The organism is Roseovarius halotolerans, assembly GCF_900172255.1.
Taxonomy (GTDB): Bacteria; Pseudomonadota; Alphaproteobacteria; order Rhodobacterales; family Rhodobacteraceae; genus Roseovarius; species Roseovarius halotolerans.
This window is the reverse complement of sequence record NZ_FWFU01000001.1, coordinates 1,382,048-1,399,981: the sequence shown is the minus strand read 5'-3', so window position 1 is coordinate 1,399,981 and position 17,934 is coordinate 1,382,048. Positions and strand designations below refer to the sequence as shown.

The window sequence follows — 17,934 nt, the reverse complement described above, 5'->3', positions numbered from 1 at the left end:
GTGTGAAAAGGCAGGAATGAGGGGCGCTGCCCCTCATGCTCCCCGGGATATTCTCAAACAGAAGAAGATCAGGTTTTTTCGGCCTCTGCGCGCAGTGCGTGCGCAAGATCGCCATAGCCCGTGAAGCGATATTCAAAGGCGAGCCCGAGCCGGTCGGCGCAGTCGCGCGCCTTGGCCAGCAGCGCGGGGTCTTCTGTCTGGGCCTGGTAGACCAGCTTCGTGTAGTTGCCGAACAGCATGTCGCGCAGTTCGGGGTGGCGGTCGAGCCCCATCGGTTTCCAGACGAAGGCGTCGAACTGCTTGACCAGGAAATCGGTAAGATAAAAGGCGGTGATTTCATCCTCGGCGCGGGCGGCGAAGGCGTCGTTGCCCTCGAAGAAGGCATAGCAATGTGGACCCGCCACCATGTTGACGCCGAGTTCGGTGCATTTCGCCTGTAGTTGCCCGCCGGTGCCGCAATCGGCATAAACCACGAAAATGTCGTCATAGGTGGCGCGGTTGCGCGCCACGGCCTCTTCGACGGCGGTGACGATCCGGTCGGGATAGAGGTGCAGCTTGGCGGGCAGGCATTGCAGGTCCATGTGGTCCCAGCCATTGAGGCGGATGAGCGCGAGGATCTCGCGCGCCAGCGCGCCGCAGGCGATCAGCAGGATGCGCCCTTTGCCTGCGCGCAGATCGAGCCCGGATTCGGTGAGAGTGTTGTCATCGGGCAGATCGGTCATGATGTCCTTGCCTTGCAACGCCAAGCGGCCCGCGAGGGCGGGCCGCTGATCGGTTGCGCCGGGTGGCGAAAACTCAGGCGGTCGCGCCCTGGTTATGCTTGCGCTTGACGAAATCCTTGGCGGTTTCCACCGCCACGGCCGCGTCGCGGCAATAGGCGTCGGCGCCGATGGCCTTGCCGAATTCCTCGTTGAGAGGGGCGCCGCCGACCAGCACGATATAGTCGTCGCGCAGTCCCTGTTCGATCATCGTGTCGATCACGACTTTCATGTAGGGCATGGTGGTGGTCAGCAGGGCCGACATGCCGAGAATGTCCGGCTTGTGCTCGGCCAGGGCCTCGAGATAACTTTCGACCGGGTTGTTGATGCCCAGATCCACGACCTCGAACCCGGCGCCTTCCATCATCATCGACACGAGGTTCTTGCCGATGTCGTGGATGTCGCCCTTGACGGTGCCGATCACCATCGAGCCCATGCGCGGTGCGCCGGTTTCGGCCAGCAGGGGCTTGAGGATGAACATGCCGCCCTTCATGGCGTTGGCAGCGAGCAGCACTTCGGGGACGAAGAGGATGCCGTCGCGGAAGTCCTTGCCGACGATGGTCATGCCGCCGACCAGTGCCTCGGTCAGGATGCGATAGGGCGCCCAGCCGCGCTCGAGCAGGATGTTGACGCTTTCCTCGATCTCTTCCTTGAGGCCGTCGTAAAGGTCGTCCCACATCTGTTCGACGAGTTCCTCGTCGCTGAGATCCGCCAGGATGATGTCGTCTTGGTCTTCCGACATGGCCGGGTTCCTTGCTGTGGTGGCGCTGACACGCGCGGTTGTCTGGCGCAGCTTTCGTCAATTTGTCGCAATCGGACTTTCCGAATTGCGACACTGGCCGCACTTGTACCGACCTATACCCCGGAATTGCAGGGGGTGTTGCTGAAAACTAATCATGAAGTATATGGCCTTATTGCAAGTGTTCCCCATATGTTCCATTCATGGGGCCATGACGCGCGACGATAGCACAGATCCCGGACTACGCCTTGCGGGGCGGGGTGCGAACAGCAATGAGGCTGGGCGCTATGAGCGGCATGGACGCGCCTATGAGAGCGACGGCTGGGCCGGAGAGGACAGCGGAACGCGGGTGTTGCGCACCGAGGTCAGTCTGGAGCGGCCGCGCAGCGTGATCACTTATAACCGCTCGCCCGACCTGCCGTTTGACCGTTCGATCAACCCTTACAGGGGCTGCGAGCATGGGTGCATCTATTGTTTCGCGCGCCCGACCCATGCCTGGCTGGGCCTGTCGGCGGGGCTTGATTTCGAGACGAGGCTGATCGCGCGGCCCGAAGCGCCCGAGGTGCTGGCGCGGGAGTTGCGCAGACCGCGCTACAGGGTGGCGCCGATCGCTATCGGGACCAACACCGACCCCTATCAGCCGATCGAACAGCGCCACGGCGTGACGCGCGCCTGTCTGGAGGTGCTGAGCGATTTCAACCATCCGGTCGCTATCGTGACCAAGGGAACGCTGATAGAGCGCGATCTGGATATCCTGTCGGACATGGCGCGGCGCGGTCTGGTCAGGGTGGGGATTTCGATCACGACGCTCGAGGCAGGATTGGCGCGGCGCCTTGAGCCGCGCGCGCCTTCTCCGGGTCGGCGGTTGGCGGTGATCGCGGCCTTGGCCGGGGCCGGGGTGCCGGTCCGGATCATGGTCTCGCCGGTGATGCCGGGTTTGAGCGACCATGAGACCGAGGCGATCCTGACGGCGGGCCGTGATGCGGGGGCGCAGGCGGCGAGCTGGATCATGCTGCGTCTGCCGCGCGAGGTGGCGCCACTGTTCCGGGATTGGCTGGAGGCGCATTATCCGGAGCGCGCGTCGCGGGTGATGGGATTGGTGCGCGCCATGCAGGGCGGGCGCGATTATGACCCGGAATGGGGACGCAGGATGCGCGGCACGGGCGCATATGCGCAGATGCAGGCGCGGCGTTTCGATATCGCGGCGCGGCGGTTGGGGCTGGATCGCGCGCAGCCGCCGCTGCGCTGCGACCTTTTTGCGCCGCCCGCCAGGGCGGGCGAGCAGATGCAGCTGTTTTAGCGAGGCGCGTGTCAGCGCCGTTCAGCCTCCGCGGCGGCGGTTCCGGCGCTTGGGCGTGGCGCCTTCGTCTTCGCCAGTGCCATCGGCGGCCGAGGAGAACGGGCCGAGCGCGTCGGTGATCTGATCGAGGGTCGGGCGTTCGCCGCGGGGACGGGTGCTGAGCGCTTCATGCATCTTTTCAAGATGTTCGGCGGTGGTGCCGCAGCAGCCGCCGATGATCGTGGCGCCGCAATCGCGTGCCAGCACGGCGTAGTCGGCCATCAGTTCGGGCGTGCCGTCATAATGGATATGGCCGTCATGGTATTTCGGAATCCCGGCATTGCCCTTGGCGATGATCGGGCGTTCGGTGCCTTGCGCGGCAAAGCCCAGGACGGTGCGCAGGAGGTCCGATGCGCCGACGCCGCAATTGGCGCCGAAGGCCAGCGGAGGATAGCGCAGCCCGTCGACGAGGCTGACCATATCCGCCGAGGTGAGGCCCATCATCGTGCGTCCGGCGGTGTCGAAGCTCATGGTGCCGCACCAGGGCATCCCGGCCAGTTTGAAGGCTTCGGCGGCGGCCTTGTATTCCTCGGGGGCCGAGATCGTCTCGAGCCAGAGGACGTCGGCGCCGCCTTCCTTGAGGCCGTCGGCCTGTTCATGGAAGATTTCAACCGCGAGATCATGGGTGAGGGCGCCCATCGGGGCCATGATTTCGCCGGTGGGGCCGACGGAACCTGCCACGACGACGGGGCGGTCGCGCTTGTCGGCGACCTCGCGTCCGATCTCGGCGGAGATGCGCGAGAGGGCGCGGGCGCGCTTCTCCTCGCCATGCAGTTTGAGGCGCGCGGCGTTGCCGCCGAAGGAATTGGTGAGGAAGATGTCGCTGCCCGCATCCACGGCCATCGTGTAGAGCCGGGTGATCCGGTCGGGGTGGGTCTCGTTCCAGAGTTCGGGCGCATCGCCCGATTCCAGCCCCATGTTGAAGAGGTTGGTTCCCGTCGCGCCATCGGCCAGGAGCCAGTCGCGAGAGGCGAGGAGTTTGGACAGGGCGTTGGTCATGGCAGGAATCCTTGGTGATTTCGTGCGCGCGTCACAGGGCACGGATGTGTCATGTTTGGCGTGACTGCGCAATTTCATTCTGCTCACGCAGATGATGAGGCGGACTCAGGCTGAGAACGGGAAAGCCCAATGAAAGCAGGGCCGCCCGGTTGTCCGAACGACCCTTGTCCGCGTGCCGCAGAGAGGCGGAATCAGGCTTCCTTGACCAGCTGCGCCTTGGCGACGCGCAGCAGTTCGGCCATCTTGCCGCGGATCGTGTCGGCATCGGCCAGATCGCCCAGGTCGGCTGCGACCTTGCGCACGACATCCTCGTGACCGGCTTCCTCGAAATCGGAGAGCACCACTTCCTTGGCGTAGGCGTCGGCATCGTCGCCGGTCTTGCCCAGAAGCTCGGCGGCCCAGAGGCCAAGCAGCTTGTTGCAGCGTGCCTGAGCGCGGAATTTCATTTCCTCGTCATAGGCGTATTTGTTTTCGAAGGCGTTCTCGCGATCGTCGAATGTGGTCATGGCTAACCCCTTTGGTGTTCCCGTCGTCAACAGGTATGCGCGGCGTTGATAGAAAAACAGTCCCGAAAAGTATAGTCGCAAATCGGGCCGGATGGTGGCGAAACCACAGACCCGCCCCCGGCCAGCCGACGACCCATTGCCGCAGTTCGGTCGCGTTTCCCTTTTTGCAGGTGTTTCGGGACCATCCTGAGGGACGAGTAGCGCGCAAGGGTTACGATCTTCTTTATGTCCGGCAATTCCGGCCGGTCTGGTCGCGAAGGCCCGGATGTCGCGTGTTTGGGGGCGGCGCGCCCATATCGGTGGTTTTAGCGCAACGCGAACAAACTCCGCTAAAAACGGTCACAATTAAGCCGTTTTAAACCCAAGATGGCGATTTATTCGGGGACTCGCGTTAGTTGGTCGTCGTGTTCGAGAGTTAAATGTCCTTTACCTTCAGTATCATCGAGTGGTCGTCCGTCAACGATCCCGATTCCCTGTTCAGGACAACAGGGACGCACGAGGGCGATAGCGACTCGGGTGGCATCCCGGGTGTTACGCAGGTCAGTTTCGACGCCACCTCCACGCAGCACGTCACCACCGCCACCACGTCGGGCGACCCGGACTATCCCGATGACGGCGGCGCGCGGCTGGATCAGAGTGTCACTCTGAACGGTGTGACCTATCCGGCAGGGTCGGATGTGGAGGCGGATTTCGAGGTTATCCTGCGCGATCCGAACACGGGCTATTATTTTCGCGCCACATGGCTCGCGATCGACAACCAGCCGGTCGGAATCTCGCTGTCGCGCGCCTGGGACGCCTCGACAGGGGAGTTCGTGCCCGGTGCGGCGGGAAACTACGTGCCGGGCACGCAGTTGACGCTGATCGACGGCGACGATCTGGATGGCACGCTGAACATTTCGGCCTTTGCGACCGACAGCAATTATGTCTCGAATGGTGTCGGTAACGATGCGGTTCTGAATGACTCCAACGGCGGTGCCATATGTTTCGCTGGTGGCACCCTGATCAAGACGCGGCGCGGCGAGGTGCGGGTCGAGGATCTGCATGTCGGGGCCGACGAGGTGCTGACGCTGGATCAGGGCTACAAGCACCTGCGATGGATCGGATCGCGGCATCTGTCGCAGAGCGATCTTGCGCGCTATCCCAAGCTGCGCCCGGTGAGGATCTGCAGTGGGGCGCTTGGGGTGAACCTGCCCGAGCATGACCTTGTGGTGTCGCCCCAGCACCGGATCATGCTGCGCTCGAAGGTGGCAGCGCGGATGTTCGGGGTGAACGAGATCCTGGTCCCGGCCAAGGACCTGCTGGCGCTGGACGGGATCGAGACCGCCAGCGACCTGAGTGAGGTCACATATTGGCACTTCATGTGCGACGACCATCAGGTGGTGTTCGCAAACGGGGCCATCGCCGAAAGCCTTTATGCCGGGCCGGAGGCGCTCAGTTCGCTCGATCCCGAGGTGCGAGAGGAGATTCTGGCGATCTTTCCCGAACTGGCGCAGAGCGAAAGCCAGAGACCGGTGCCGGCACGCATGATCGCCAGGGGGCGGCGCGTGCGCCACATGGCGGAGCGGATCGCGCGCAATCGCAAGCCGCTGGTGGCATGATCGCCCCGCACCCGCAGGCCGATTTCCCAAGAGCCCAGCTTGCAGCGTCGTCGGCGTTGCTCTAAGACAGCGCTGTAATCCCCGAGGCACGCCCAAAGGGCGTAACGCTGGAGTGGCCATGGCACGGCGCACAAAGATCTACGAAGGCAAGGCGAAAACTCTGTATGAAGGCCCCGAGCCCGGGACCCTTGTGCAGTATTTCAAGGATGACGCGACCGCTTTCAATGCTCAGAAGAAGGACGTGATCGAGGGCAAGGGCGTTCTCAATAACCTCCTGTCCGAGTATTTCATGACCGGGCTGACCAATGTCGGCATCCCCAATCATTTTCTGAAGCGACTCAACATGCGCGAGCAACTGGTGCGCGCCTGCGAGATCGTGCCGCTGGAAGTGATCGTGCGCAACTACGCCGCCGGAACGATGGCGACGCGGCTGGGTATCGACGAGGGCACGCAATTGCCGCGCCCGGTGGTGGAATATTGCCTGAAGGATGACAAGCTGGGCGATCCGCTGGTCACCGAAGAGCATATCGCCGCCTTCGGCTGGGCCAGCCAGCAGGACATGGACGACATCCTGAGCCTGGCGCTGCGGGTCAATGACTTCCTGTCGGGCGTGATGTATGGCGTCGGCATCAGGCTGGTCGATTTCAAGATCGAGATCGGCCGCGTCTATGACGGCGATTTCCAGCGCCTGATCGTGGCCGACGAGATCAGCCCCGACAGCTGCCGTTTGTGGGATATCGAGACCGGTCAGAAACTGGACAAGGACGTGTTCCGCCGCGATCTGGGCAGCCTGACGGATGCCTATACCGAAGTGGCCAACCGCCTGGGCGTGATGCCCAAGGGCGCCACGCCGATGAACCGGCCGACCCTGATCAACTGACGGGTGGCCAAAAGGGGCGGCGCGCGGCGCCGCGCGACAAAAACGGGAAGACAGACATGAAGGCACGCGTTCACGTCATGCTGAAAAACGGCGTTCTTGACCCGCAGGGCGAGGCCGTGCGCCATGCGCTTGGCCAGCTGGGGTTCGAGGGGGTCGAAGGGGTCCGCCAGGGCAAGGTGATCGAATTGGACCTGGCCGAGACCGATGCCGACAAGGCTCGCGAGACCGTGACCGAGATGTGCGAGAAGCTGCTGGCGAACACGGTGATCGAAAGCTACGCGGTGGAGATCGCCTGATGCATGCTGCAATCATCGTCTTTCCCGGATCGAACTGCGACCGCGACCTGGCCGTCGCCTTCGAGAGGGCAGGCGCCAAGGTGTCGATGGTCTGGCACAAGGACACGGCGCTGCCCGCGGATGTCGATATCATCGGCGTGCCGGGCGGTTTCTCGTTCGGGGACTACCTGCGCTGTGGCGCGATCGCGGCGAATTCGCCGATCTGCCGGTCGGTGGTGCAACATGCAGAAAAAGGCGGGTACGTGCTGGGCATCTGCAACGGGTTCCAGGTGTTGACCGAAACAGGTCTGCTGCCGGGCGTTCTGCTGCGCAACGCCAATCTGAAATATATCTGCAAGCCGGTCGACCTGAAGGTCGAGACCGCCGACAGCCCGTTCACGGCGGGGTATGAGGCCGGGCAGGTGGTGACGGTGCCGATCGCGCATCACGACGGCAATTACTTTGCCGACAGCGAGACGCTCAAGCGGCTGCATGGTGAGGCACGGGTGGCATTCACATATTGCGACAATCCCAACGGATCGCAGGACGATATCGCCGGGGTGCTGTCGCAGAACCGCCGGGTCATGGGCATGATGCCCCATCCCGAGCGCATGTCGGAGCCGTTGCAGGGCGGCACCGATGGCGCCGCGATGTTCGAAAGCCTCGTTGGCCAGCTGACCGAAGCGTGATGCTTGAGCGGCGCCGCGCACCGGCGTAGATTGTCAGGATGAGAAACCCGACCTCGCCCGCATCGTTGCAGGGGCCGCGCACGACTTCGTGGCGGATGCGGCTGGTATTCATCATGCTGGTGGCAGTGGCGGTTGCGGTGGTGTTCGTCACCAACCGCCTGCTGACCGACCGCTTTACCGAATCCACCCGCAACCGGGCCGAGCTGCGGCTCGTGCTCTATTCCGGCAACCTGCTGAGCGAGCTGCGCCAGAACGCGGTAGTTCCGCAGCTTCTCGCCCGCGACCCGACGCTGATTTCGGCGCTCAATACCGGCGATTACGCGCAGTCGACGCAGCGGCTGATTTCCTTTCTCGAAGAGATCGGCGCGGCGTCGCTGACGATGTTGGACAGGGACGGGCGCACGGTGGCGGCGACGGATCGCAGCCTGTTGGGGCAAAGCCATCGGCAGGCGCCGTATTACGTAGATGCGCTGCGCTCGAAGGATACTGTTTTCAAGGTGCTCGAAAGCGAAACCGGGCAGTATCGCTTTACCTATTCGCGCCGCGTCGAAAGCCAGAACCAGGTGGTTGGCGTGATCGTCGTGGATGTGGACCTAGCCAAATACGAGCGGGCCTGGGCGGGCATTTCGGATGCGGTTCTGGTGGCCGACAGCGAGGGGCGCATCATCCTCGCGACCGAGCCGCGCTGGCGCGGGCTGAGCGAGGCCGAGGCGCTGGCGAGAGAGCCGGTGGACAGCGCCATCGAGCGCGCCATCCAGGCGACCCAGAGCTGGACCGCGCTGCCGGCGGATGCCTATGTGCGCGGCGAGGCCGTGATGCGGGTCGAGGGGCGGGTGGCGTTTCGCGGCTGGCGCATCGCCAGCTTCACCACCTATGCCAGCGTGCGCGAAAAGGTGAACGGCTTTTTGGCGCTCGAGATCATGGGCTTCGCGATTCTTCTGGCGCTGGCATTCTGGGTGATGAACCGCAAGACGGTGGTGCGGATGGCGGTCTTTCAGCGTGAATCGGCAGAGCTTCGCGCATTGAACGCCCGCTTGCAGCGGGAAATCGCCGAGCGCGAACGCGTCCAGGAGAACCTTGCGGTGGCCGAACAGACCCTTGCGCAGAGCTCGAAACTGGCGGCCTTGGGCGAGATGTCGGCGGCGGTCAGCCATGAGCTCAACCAGCCGCTGGCGGCGATGAAAACCTACCTTGCGGGGGCGCGGCTGCTGATGAGCCGGAACCGCCCCGACGAGGCGTTGTCGTCCTTTCAGAGGATCGACGACCTGTTGGAGCGGATGGGGTCGATTACGCGCCAGCTCAAGTCCTATGCGCGCCAGAGCGGGGACACGTTCGAGCCCGTGAATCTTGGCGATGCGCTGTCGTCGGCCCTGTCGATGATGGAGCCGCAACTGCGCCAGCGAAAGGTGAATATCACCCGCACGCTGCCCGAGGAGCCGGTGCGGGTGATGGCCGACCGGGTGCGCGTCGAGCAGGTGATGATCAACCTCCTGCGCAACGCGATGGACGCCACCGAAGGGGTCGACGAGCCCACCATCGAGATCCTGCTGGCGGCGGGCGAAACAGCGGTGTTGACGGTGCGCGACAACGGCCACGGGATCGACAATTTCGACAACCTGTTCGAGCCGTTCTACACCACCAAGCAGCCCGGCGACGGCGTCGGACTGGGGCTTGCCATTTCTTCGGGGATCGTCAACGACCTTGGTGGCCGCCTGACTGCAAGAAATGCGTCGGCGGGGGGGGCTGTATTCGAGGTGCAGCTTCCTATCTTGACTGAAGAAACCCGTGCAGCGGAGTAACCTGCCATGCCGAGTGCCATGAAAATCGCGATTGTCGACGACGAAAAGGATATGCGTCAGTCGATCAGCCAGTGGCTTGCCTTGTCCGGCTACGACACCGAGGCCTTCCCGAGCGCCGAAGAGGCGCTGAAGGTTCTGGGGCCGGATTATCCCGGTATAGTCGTCACCGACATCAAGATGCCCGGCATGGACGGGATGCAGTTCCTCAAGAAGCTGATGGGCTCGGATTCGAGCCTGCCGGTGATCATGATCACCGGTCATGGCGATGTGCCGATGGCAGTCGAGGCGATGCGCATGGGGGCCTATGATTTTCTGGAAAAGCCGTTCAACCCCGACCGGATGAGCGAGCTGGCCAAGAAGGCGACCAATGCACGCCGCATGACGCTGGACAGCCGGGCCTTGCGGCGCGAGCTGTCGGATGGCGGGCAGCTGATGAAGAAGCTGATCGGCGCGAGCCCGGTGATGGAGCGCCTGAAAGAGGATATTCTGGACCTCGGGCAGGCGGATGGCCATGTGCTGATCGAGGGCGAGACCGGCACCGGCAAGACGCTGGTGGCGCATGCGCTGCATGCGGTGGGGTCGCGCGCGGGGCGCAAGTTCGTGCTGGTCTCCTGTTCCGCCTACGAAGAAGAGGCGCTGGCCAAGCGGCTGTTCGGCCCCGTCCAGCCCGAGGACAGTCAGCTTCCGGCGGTCGAGGAGGCCCGCGGCGGGACGCTGGTGCTGGAGGATGTGGAGACGCTGAGCGACACGCTGCAAGCGCGCTTGCTGACCTTCATCAATGACGAGGGCACGCCGCCCGAAACCCGCATCGTGGCGATTTCCAACATGCAGGAGCAGGACCGCACCAGCGAGGATGCCTTGCGCGCCGATCTTTTCTACCGCCTGGCCAGCCTGCGCATCACGGTGCCGCCCCTGCGCCAGCGCGGCGAGGATATTCTGACGCTGTTCACCCGCTTCGGCGAGCAGTTCGCCGATGATTACGGCTGTGAGGCGCCGCAGGTTTCCGCGCAGGAGGCCGCGCAGCTGTTGCAGGCCCCCTGGCCGGGCAATGTGCGCCAGCTCTTCAATGTCGCCGAGCGCGCCGTGCTGCAGGCGCGGCGGGGCAGCGGCACGATCGCGTCGCTGTTGATGTCGGATCATCAGGACATGCAGCCGGTGATGACGACCGAGGGCAAGCCGCTCAAGGAATATGTTGAAGCCTTCGAGCGGATGCTGATCGACAACACGATGCGCCGCCACAAGGGCTCGATCGCGGCGGTGATGGACGAGCTGTGCCTGCCACGCCGGACGCTGAACGAGAAGATGGCGAAATACGCACTGCAGCGATCGGACTATCTGGACTAGGCGATGAGGCGGGCCGGGGCGCTTTTTGCGAGCTCCGGCAACGCGATAGTTGGCCCGTGCGCCGCATTTTGCGAGACCCGCCGGGCCGACATGACAGATTTGCCATTGTCAGCCGGGTGCAAATGCCTCTATCAAGGGGAACGGTTGCCCGCGTATTCGCGCCGGGCCCGTACCAAAAAGTTTCGCTGTTTCGGGCCGCGCGGGTCGATCAAGATCCGCAGCCTTTGACAGACCGATCAGGCCTCGCTTCGAGGGGCCGCATATATGCCTGCCCCGGCGAAATCCCGGTCCTGCAGGCCAGAGTAGGCCCCGACAAGGGCCGGAGACCAAGAACCGCGATGCAACGCGCACAACTGACATACCACAGAGCAGGGCCCTTAACAGGCGCTCTTGGATGTGCGACCGTCATCGCCCCCAACTTATACCCGCCGCAGACAGCCGCCCCGCCGGGGTGCGCCGCCTTGCCGCGGAGCAAACGGACATCATGGCCAAGAAAATGCTTATCGATGCCACCCACGCGGAGGAAACTCGCGTCGTGGTGGTGGATGGAAACAAGGTCGAGGAATTCGACTTCGAATCCGAAAACAAACGGCAGATCGCCGGAAATATCTATCTTGCAAAGGTAACACGGGTCGAACCGTCGCTTCAGGCGGCGTTTGTCGATTACGGCGGAAACCGACACGGGTTTCTCGCCTTCTCGGAAATCCACCCGGATTATTACCAGATTCCGGTCGCCGACCGCGAAAAGCTGATGGAAGAAGAGCGCGCCTATGCCGAGGCGATGCGTGCGCGTGACGACGAGGACGAAAAGCCCAAATCCAAGCCGCGCCGCTCGCGTTCGCGCAGCAAGGCCGAGAAGGTCACCGACAAGGATGCCGTTCTCAAGGATGAGAATGGCATCGCCGGGATGGAAACCATCGACCTCGACGAAGATGTGCCCGAAGGCACCTCGCCGATGGAAACCGTCGGCGAAACACCTGTCGAGGAGCCCGACGAGCAGGGCAGCCACAATGGCAATGGCGACCACGACAGCCATGACTCGGATCGCGATGAGCGCCGCTCGGATGCCGCGGCGAAGGACGATTCGATTGAATCCGTCGCCGATGACGACGATCACGATGATATCCGCCCGGTGCACAAGACGCGGCCGCGCAAATACAAGATCCAGGAAGTCATCAAGGTCCGCCAGATCCTGCTGGTTCAGGTCGTGAAGGAAGAGCGCGGCAACAAGGGCGCCGCGCTGACGACCTATCTGTCGCTGGCCGGGCGTTATTGCGTGCTGATGCCCAACACCGCACGCGGTGGCGGGATTTCACGCAAGATCACCAATGCCGTGGACCGCAAGAAGCTTAAGGAAATCGCTGCCGAGATCGACGTGCCCCAGGGCGCGGGCCTGATCGTGCGCACGGCGGGTGCCAAGCGCACCAAGTCGGAAATCAAGCGCGATTACGAGTATCTTCAGCGCCTCTGGGAGCAGATTCGCGAACTGACGCTGAAATCCATCGCCCCGGCGAAGATTTACGAAGAAGGCGACCTGATAAAACGCTCGATCCGCGATCTCTATAACCGTGAGATCGACGAAGTTCTGGTCGAAGGCGAAGGCGGGTACCGCATCGCCAAGGACTTCATGAAGATGATCATGCCGTCCCACGCGAAGAACGTGAAGCATTACGCCGACGCGATGCCGCTGTTTGCGCGCTATCAGGTGGAAAGCTACCTGAGTTCGATGTTCAATCCGACCGTGCAGTTGCGGTCCGGCGGTTACATCGTGATCGGCGTGACCGAGGCGCTTGTCGCCATCGACGTCAACTCGGGGCGGGCCACGAAGGAAGGCTCGATCGAGGAGACCGCGCTCAAGACGAACCTTGAGGCCGCCGAGGAGGTGGCCCGCCAGCTGCGCCTGCGCGACCTGGCCGGTCTGATCGTGATCGACTTCATCGACATGGACGAGCGGCGCAACAACGCATCGGTCGAGAAGCGGTTCAAGGACAAGCTGAAATCGGATCGTGCGCGGATTCAGGTGGGCCGCATCTCGGGCTTCGGCCTAATGGAGATGTCGCGCCAGCGCCTGCGCCCCGGCATGATCGAGGCCACCACCCAGCCTTGCCCGGCCTGCCACGGCACCGGGCTGATCCGCTCGGACGACAACCTTGCGCTGTCGATCCTGCGCCAGATCGAGGAAGAGGGCGTGCGCCGTCGCTCGCGCGAGGTCTTGGTGAAGTGCCCGGTCGCGATCGCGAATTTCCTGATGAACCAGAAGCGCGAGCATGTCGCGCAGATCGAGGCGCGGTACGGCTTGTCGGTGCGCATCGAGGGCGATCCGATGTTGATCAGCCCCGATTTCTCCATCGAGAAGTTCAAGACCGCCACCCGCAGCGTGCCCGAAGCGACCGCGCCTGTCGTGTCGGTAGACAGTTCGCTTATGGATGATGTCGACGACGACAGCGAGACCGAGGCAGAGACCGAGGCCGATAACGCGCCCGAGGAACAATCTGCGTCCGAGAACGGCCAGCCGGAGAATGGCGAGGGTCGTCCCAAGAAGCGCCGTCGCCGTCGCCGCCGCTCGAAATCCAAAGGCAACGGAGGAGAGTCGCAATCCAGCGATGCCAATGGCGACCAGCAGGGTGGCCAAGCCCAGCAGGAGCGACAGCCCGAGTCCGAGCCCGAAGCGGCAACGGCTGAGGCGCCAGCGGATACCCCGGCAGCAGACTCCGAGGCCGAGAAGCCGAAATCGCGGAGCAAATCGGGTTCGAGCAGCCGAAAGCGCCCCGCCGTGTCGCGCAAGAAGAAGAGCGATGCGGATGAGCCTGAGGCGGATGCCGTGGCAGAGCCTGTGAACGAGGCCGCGAATGCGGGTGCGGGCGAAGCTGCCGAGGCTGCGCCCGAAGCCGAGCCCAAGCCCAAGCGCAAGTCACGCGCCCGCAAGTCCCCGGCGGCCAAGGCAGCCGAAGCGGCGCCGGAGGCCGAAGCAGGCGCCGAGGCGCAGGCGCAGGATGACGCGGCCAGTGCAGAACCAACTTCGGCTCCCGAACCGGTTGCCAAGAAGCCGCGCAGCCGCAAGAAGCCTGCTGCGGAACCTGCCAAGGCCGAAGAGGTCGACGAACCCCAAAAGGCGCCCGCGCTGGCCGAAGCTGCCAGCGAGGAAAAGCCTGCTGCCGAGGACAAGCCCAAGCGGCGTGGCTGGTGGTCGATGGGTCGCTGAGAGGCGAGGATATCTTGCAAGGCGCCGCGCGGTCATTCGCGCGGCGTTTTGCGTTTCGGGGTCAGGTCTTGCGCACGCGGTAGAGCTGCGCTCCATCGTGCGTGCTGACCGACATCAGTTCATGACCGGACTGCGCGCAGAAATGCGGTACATCGATGATTGCCGCGGGATCGTCGGCCAGCAGCTCGATGGATTGCCCGGCCGCCAGCCCCTGAAGCCGTTTGCGCAGCTTGAGAACCGGAAGCGGGCACAGCAGGCCGAGAGCGTCGATGCGGTCGGGGGTGTCGTTCATGGCTGCGGCATAGTCGCCTTGTTTCAGCCTGTCCACAAGGATGTGACAATGCGTGGCGTGACGCCGCCCGCAAGATGGATTATGCGGGGCGCATGTTCGGATTTGAAATCATCGATGCGGCCCTGATTCCCGCCATGGCGATCGCGCTGATGGCTGGGGTAATCTCTTTTCTCAGTCCCTGTGTGCTGCCCATCGTGCCACCTTACCTGGCCTATATGAGCGGCGTCGCCATGAGCGATCTCACTGACAGCGAGGATGGTGCGCGCCCGCGCGCAAGCGCGCTGGTGCCAGCGATCTTCTTCGTAATGGGCCTGTCGACGGTGTTCCTTTTCCTGGGTTTCACCGCATCGGCCATCGGCACCCTGTTCCTGCAATACCAGGATTGGTTCAACACCATCGCCGGGGTGATCGTGATGATTTTCGGCGCCCATTTCGTGGGGGTCTTCCGGATCGGTTTCCTTGACCGAGAGGCGCGCATGGATGTGGGCGACCGGGGCGGGTCGTCCTTCGGGGCCTATGTTCTGGGCCTTGCCTTTGCCTTTGGCTGGACGCCCTGCATCGGCCCGCAACTGGGGGCGATCCTGTCGCTGGCTGCGAGCGAGGCCAATGTGGCGCGCGGCACCCTGTTGCTGGCGGTCTATGCCATCGGGCTTGGTGTTCCCTTCCTTCTGGTGGCCGCGTTCCTGCCGCGCATGGCCGGGGTGATGGGCTGGATGAAGCGCCATATGGAGCGCATCGAGAGGGTCATGGGCCTTCTGCTCTGGACCATCGGCTTGCTGATGCTGACAGGCGGCTTCTCGGCCTTTTCCTTCTGGCTTCTCGAGACATTTCCGGCGCTGGCGGTGCTGGGTTAGGGCTTACGCTGGCGGCAGGGCTGCGCTAGACTCGGTCCGACGCGCGCCAGAGACGTGAGGTAGGACAGTTTGGCCAGTTCGAGGGTTCAGCGCAGGCGCGTCTTCTACATTCCCGGATATGATCCGATCCACCCGCGCCGCTATCGCGAGCTTTACCGCAAGGAAGGCGCGATGCAGGCCGCCCTGTCGGACTACCAGTTGACGCTCTCACCCAAGACCGGGGAGGGGCGCTATGGCTGGCAGATCGATGCGCTGATCGGCGGCCAGCAGACGCATAGCGATTTCGAGGTGCTGGTCTGGTCCGATATCGTGCGCGAAAGCATGGATCAGGGGGTTCTGGGCACTTATCTGCTGCTGGTGCGCACGGCCTGGACCTATATCGCTTCAGGTGCGCTGTTCCGGCTGATGCGGTTGCGCAAGGGGCCTCTGATTGCGGCGCTGTATCCGGTGGGATTCCTTTTGGTGCAGCTGGTGCTGGCACTGTTGCTGGCCTGGGGGGTGGGGCGGTTGTTGGCGCTGCTCAATCCCTGGCTGGCCTGGGCGGGGCTCTTGGTGGTGCCGTTCGTGCTGGAGTGGTTCCGGCGCAAGGACAACCGCTTTTTCGTCTATTACCTGATGCATGACTATGCCTATTCGGCGCGCCACCGGGGCGCGAACCCGCCGGAGCTTGAGGCCAGGATGGCGGAGTTCGGCGACGAGATTGCCGCGGCGCTGGCAGATGAGACGCTCGACGAGGTGCTGGTCGTGGGGCATTCATCTGGGGCGCATCTGGCGGTGTCGGTGCTGGCGCAGCTTCTGCGTGACGGGCGTGGGCCGGGGCAGGGGCAAAGCGCGCCTGTGCTCTCGTTCCTGTCGCTGGGGCAGGTGGTGCCGATGGTGTCTTTCCTGCCCGACGCGCATGCGCTGCGGCGCGATCTGCAGTATCTGAGTGCGCGCGATGCGCTGACATGGGTCGATGTGACCGCGCCGGGTGATGGCTGTGCCTTTGCGCTCTGCGATCCTGTCAGCGTGAGCGGTGTCGCGCCCGAGGACAAGCGCTGGCCGCTGCTGGTGTCGGCGGCGTTCACCCAGACGCTGAGCCCCGAGCGCTGGCGCGCGCTGCGCTGGCGGTTCTTCCGACTGCATTTTCAATATATGTGCGCCTTCGATCGCCCCGGCGATTACGACTATTTCCAGATCACCGCTGGGCCGGACACGCTGGCGGAGCGTTACCGGGGGCGCGCGGCCTCTCCCAGCCGGATCGAAACGCCGGTATCGGGCTATCGTGGAGTTTCGGCATGACGCTTCCTCCCAAACCGCAGGCGCGCGCGGGGCGCGTGTCGCTCTGGCGCTATGCGCGGCTCTTTCGCGAGGATCTGCTGTCGGCGCAGCCTGCGCGGCTCTATCACGCCTGGATGGCCGAGTTCCGGACGCCGTTCTTTCGCTCGTTCCTGTGCAATCAGCCCGAGCTGGTTGATCTGGTGCTCAAGGAACGGCCCGACGATTTCCCGAAATCCAACCGTATCCGCGAGGGGCTGGCGCCGCTCCTAGGGAATTCGGTTTTCGTGACCAATGGCGAGACATGGAAACGCCAGCGCCGGATCATCGACCCGGCCTTCGAGGGCGGGCGGTTGCGCGACGCGTTCCCGGCCATGCTGGAGGCGGGTCAGAGCGCGGTGGCTAGGCTGGAAAAACTGGTAGCGCAGGGCGATGCGCCTGTCGAGATTGAGGCCCAGACCAGCCATGTGACGGCGGATGTGATCTTTCGCACATTGTTTTCGATCCCGATCGAGAACGAGGTCGCGGCGCAGGTGTTCGAGAAGTTCCGCGATCATCAGCGAGCGCAGCCAGTGCTGAACCTCGGGGCGCTCTTGCCGCTGCCGCGCTGGTTTCCGCGCTTCCACCGTCGCCGCGCGAAGGAAACCGCCGCCGCGATCCGGGCGCTGATCACCGGGCTGACGGCGGGGCGCAAGGCCGAGATCGAGGCGGGCACGGCACCGGATGATCTGGCGACCAAGATCATGACCACGCCCGACCCGGTGACGGGTGCGCTGTTTGATACCGAAGAGATGGTCGACCAGGTGGCGATCTTCTTTCTGGCGGGACATGAGACCAGCGCCTCGTCGCTGGCATGGGGGCTATATCTGCTGGCGCTATATCCCGAATGGCAGGAGAAGCTGGCCGAGGAGGCGCAGAGGGTCATGCCCGATGGCGCGCCGGGGTTCAGCGATATCGCGCGGCTGAACCTGACCCGCGACGTATTCCGCGAGACGCTGCGCCTTTACCCGCCCGTGCCGATGATGGTGCGCGAGGCGACGCAGCCCGAGCGGTTCCGCAACCGCGATGTGTCCAAGGGTGCGCAGATCGTGCTGAGCCCTTGGCACCAGCACCGCCACGAGCGCCTTTGGGACAATCCCGACGCGTTCGATCCGGCGCGCTTTGCCACAACCAACGGACGGGAGGGACTGCGCCGCGCTTTCATGCCGTTTTCCGCTGGGCAAAGGGTCTGTACGGGGGCGGGTTTTGCGATGATCGAAGGGGTCTTGCTCTTGGCGCTGCTGGCTCGCGCCTTTCGCTTTGAGGCGGTGCGCGAGCTCCCGGCGATGCCGGTGGCGCATCTGACGGTGCGCGGCAAGGACGGGATATGGTTGCGGATCAGGTCGCGCGAGGCATCCTGACAA

The 17,934-nt window shown here is 63.8% G+C and carries 16 protein-coding genes; 11 read left to right on the top strand and 5 right to left on the bottom strand.

What is annotated here, in order from left to right:
- Nucleotides 1–68: 68 nt before the first annotated feature.
- On the bottom strand, nt 69–722 hold the full coding sequence (locus ROH8110_RS06775; RefSeq protein WP_085817053.1) for a DUF1638 domain-containing protein: 654 nt from the start codon (nt 720–722) through the stop codon (nt 69–71).
- A 73-nt stretch (nt 723–795) separates the two neighbouring features.
- Nucleotides 796–1,500 (bottom strand): cobalamin B12-binding domain-containing protein, encoded by a 705-nt coding sequence (locus ROH8110_RS06770; RefSeq protein WP_085816879.1) that lies wholly within the window; start codon nt 1,498–1,500, stop codon nt 796–798.
- Between the two features lie 208 nt (nt 1,501–1,708).
- Between ROH8110_RS06770 and ROH8110_RS06765 the strand changes: the two genes are divergently transcribed.
- A complete protein-coding gene (locus ROH8110_RS06765) occupies nt 1,709–2,797 on the top strand; it encodes a PA0069 family radical SAM protein (protein ID WP_245962733.1) in 1,089 nt (362 codons plus the stop codon).
- A 21-nt stretch (nt 2,798–2,818) separates the two neighbouring features.
- On the opposite strand, the gene bmt is transcribed toward ROH8110_RS06765, so the two are convergent.
- Nucleotides 2,819–3,835, bottom strand: coding sequence for a betaine--homocysteine S-methyltransferase (gene bmt, locus ROH8110_RS06760; protein WP_085816878.1), 1,017 nt, complete (start codon nt 3,833–3,835; stop codon nt 2,819–2,821).
- 191 nt (nt 3,836–4,026) lie between these two features.
- Nucleotides 4,027–4,341: a DUF1476 domain-containing protein gene (locus ROH8110_RS06755; protein ID WP_085816877.1), complete on the bottom strand. Its 315-nt coding sequence runs from the start codon at nt 4,339–4,341 to the stop codon at nt 4,027–4,029.
- Between the two features lie 419 nt (nt 4,342–4,760).
- Here ROH8110_RS06755 and ROH8110_RS18900 point away from each other — a divergent pair, with 419 nt between their 5' ends.
- From ROH8110_RS18900 to ROH8110_RS06720, 7 genes are all read left to right on the top strand, one after another.
- A complete protein-coding gene (locus ROH8110_RS18900; protein WP_245962734.1) occupies nt 4,761–5,939 on the top strand; it encodes a Hint domain-containing protein in 1,179 nt (392 codons plus the stop codon).
- A gap of 118 nt (nt 5,940–6,057) precedes the next feature.
- The gene (gene purC / locus ROH8110_RS06745; protein WP_085817050.1) at nt 6,058–6,819 is read left to right on the top strand and encodes a phosphoribosylaminoimidazolesuccinocarboxamide synthase; all 762 of its coding nucleotides are present in this window, start codon (nt 6,058–6,060) and stop codon (nt 6,817–6,819) included.
- 56 nt (nt 6,820–6,875) lie between these two features.
- Entirely contained in the window at nt 6,876–7,115 is a 240-nt protein-coding gene (gene purS / locus ROH8110_RS06740) for a phosphoribosylformylglycinamidine synthase subunit PurS (protein ID WP_085816876.1), read from the top strand.
- A complete protein-coding gene (gene purQ / locus ROH8110_RS06735; RefSeq protein WP_085816875.1) occupies nt 7,115–7,783 on the top strand; it encodes a phosphoribosylformylglycinamidine synthase subunit PurQ in 669 nt (222 codons plus the stop codon). Before purS ends, purQ begins: the two co-directional genes overlap by 1 nt.
- Before the next feature lie 38 nt (nt 7,784–7,821).
- Nucleotides 7,822–9,582, top strand: a complete 1,761-nt coding sequence (locus ROH8110_RS06730; RefSeq protein WP_085816874.1) for a sensor histidine kinase — start codon at nt 7,822–7,824, stop codon at nt 9,580–9,582.
- 6 nt (nt 9,583–9,588) lie between these two features.
- On the top strand, nt 9,589–10,926 hold the full coding sequence (locus tag ROH8110_RS06725; RefSeq protein WP_085816873.1) for a sigma-54-dependent transcriptional regulator: 1,338 nt from the start codon (nt 9,589–9,591) through the stop codon (nt 10,924–10,926).
- A 484-nt stretch (nt 10,927–11,410) separates the two neighbouring features.
- Entirely contained in the window at nt 11,411–14,128 is a 2,718-nt protein-coding gene (locus tag ROH8110_RS06720) for an Rne/Rng family ribonuclease (RefSeq protein WP_085816872.1), read from the top strand.
- A gap of 61 nt (nt 14,129–14,189) precedes the next feature.
- Here the strand turns inward: ROH8110_RS06720 and ROH8110_RS06715 are convergent, their stop codons facing one another.
- Nucleotides 14,190–14,420: a sulfurtransferase TusA family protein gene (locus tag ROH8110_RS06715; RefSeq protein WP_085817049.1), complete on the bottom strand. Its 231-nt coding sequence runs from the start codon at nt 14,418–14,420 to the stop codon at nt 14,190–14,192.
- 92 nt (nt 14,421–14,512) lie between these two features.
- On the opposite strand from ROH8110_RS06715, the gene ROH8110_RS06710 reads away from it, so the two are divergent.
- From ROH8110_RS06710 to ROH8110_RS06700, 3 genes are all read left to right on the top strand, one after another.
- Nucleotides 14,513–15,274: a cytochrome c biogenesis CcdA family protein gene (locus ROH8110_RS06710; RefSeq protein ID WP_085817048.1), complete on the top strand. Its 762-nt coding sequence runs from the start codon at nt 14,513–14,515 to the stop codon at nt 15,272–15,274.
- A 69-nt stretch (nt 15,275–15,343) separates the two neighbouring features.
- Entirely contained in the window at nt 15,344–16,555 is a 1,212-nt protein-coding gene (locus ROH8110_RS06705; protein ID WP_085816871.1) for a hypothetical protein, read from the top strand.
- The gene (locus tag ROH8110_RS06700) at nt 16,552–17,931 is read left to right on the top strand and encodes a cytochrome P450 (protein ID WP_085816870.1); all 1,380 of its coding nucleotides are present in this window, start codon (nt 16,552–16,554) and stop codon (nt 17,929–17,931) included. The genes ROH8110_RS06705 and ROH8110_RS06700 overlap by 4 nt, the downstream gene beginning before the upstream one ends.
- The last annotated feature ends 3 nt before the right edge of the window (nt 17,932–17,934 follow it).

Coding starts and splice junctions, on each gene's coding strand:
- ROH8110_RS06715 (WP_085817049.1), bottom strand. CDS start 14,420: ATGAACGACACCCCCGACCGCATCGACGCTCTCGGCCTGCTGTGCCCG.
- ROH8110_RS06725 (WP_085816873.1), top strand. CDS start 9,589: ATGCCGAGTGCCATGAAAATCGCGATTGTCGACGACGAAAAGGATATG.
- ROH8110_RS06765 (WP_245962733.1), top strand. CDS start 1,709: ATGACGCGCGACGATAGCACAGATCCCGGACTACGCCTTGCGGGGCGG.
- ROH8110_RS06755 (WP_085816877.1), bottom strand. CDS start 4,341: ATGACCACATTCGACGATCGCGAGAACGCCTTCGAAAACAAATACGCC.
- purS (WP_085816876.1), top strand. CDS start 6,876: ATGAAGGCACGCGTTCACGTCATGCTGAAAAACGGCGTTCTTGACCCG.
- ROH8110_RS06730 (WP_085816874.1), top strand. CDS start 7,822: ATGAGAAACCCGACCTCGCCCGCATCGTTGCAGGGGCCGCGCACGACT.
- bmt (WP_085816878.1), bottom strand. CDS start 3,835: ATGACCAACGCCCTGTCCAAACTCCTCGCCTCTCGCGACTGGCTCCTG.
- ROH8110_RS06720 (WP_085816872.1), top strand. CDS start 11,411: ATGGCCAAGAAAATGCTTATCGATGCCACCCACGCGGAGGAAACTCGC.
- purC (WP_085817050.1), top strand. CDS start 6,058: ATGGCACGGCGCACAAAGATCTACGAAGGCAAGGCGAAAACTCTGTAT.
- ROH8110_RS06770 (WP_085816879.1), bottom strand. CDS start 1,500: ATGTCGGAAGACCAAGACGACATCATCCTGGCGGATCTCAGCGACGAG.
- ROH8110_RS06710 (WP_085817048.1), top strand. CDS start 14,513: ATGTTCGGATTTGAAATCATCGATGCGGCCCTGATTCCCGCCATGGCG.
- purQ (WP_085816875.1), top strand. CDS start 7,115: ATGCATGCTGCAATCATCGTCTTTCCCGGATCGAACTGCGACCGCGAC.
- ROH8110_RS18900 (WP_245962734.1), top strand. CDS start 4,761: ATGTCCTTTACCTTCAGTATCATCGAGTGGTCGTCCGTCAACGATCCC.
- ROH8110_RS06775 (WP_085817053.1), bottom strand. CDS start 722: ATGACCGATCTGCCCGATGACAACACTCTCACCGAATCCGGGCTCGAT.
- ROH8110_RS06700 (WP_085816870.1), top strand. CDS start 16,552: ATGACGCTTCCTCCCAAACCGCAGGCGCGCGCGGGGCGCGTGTCGCTC.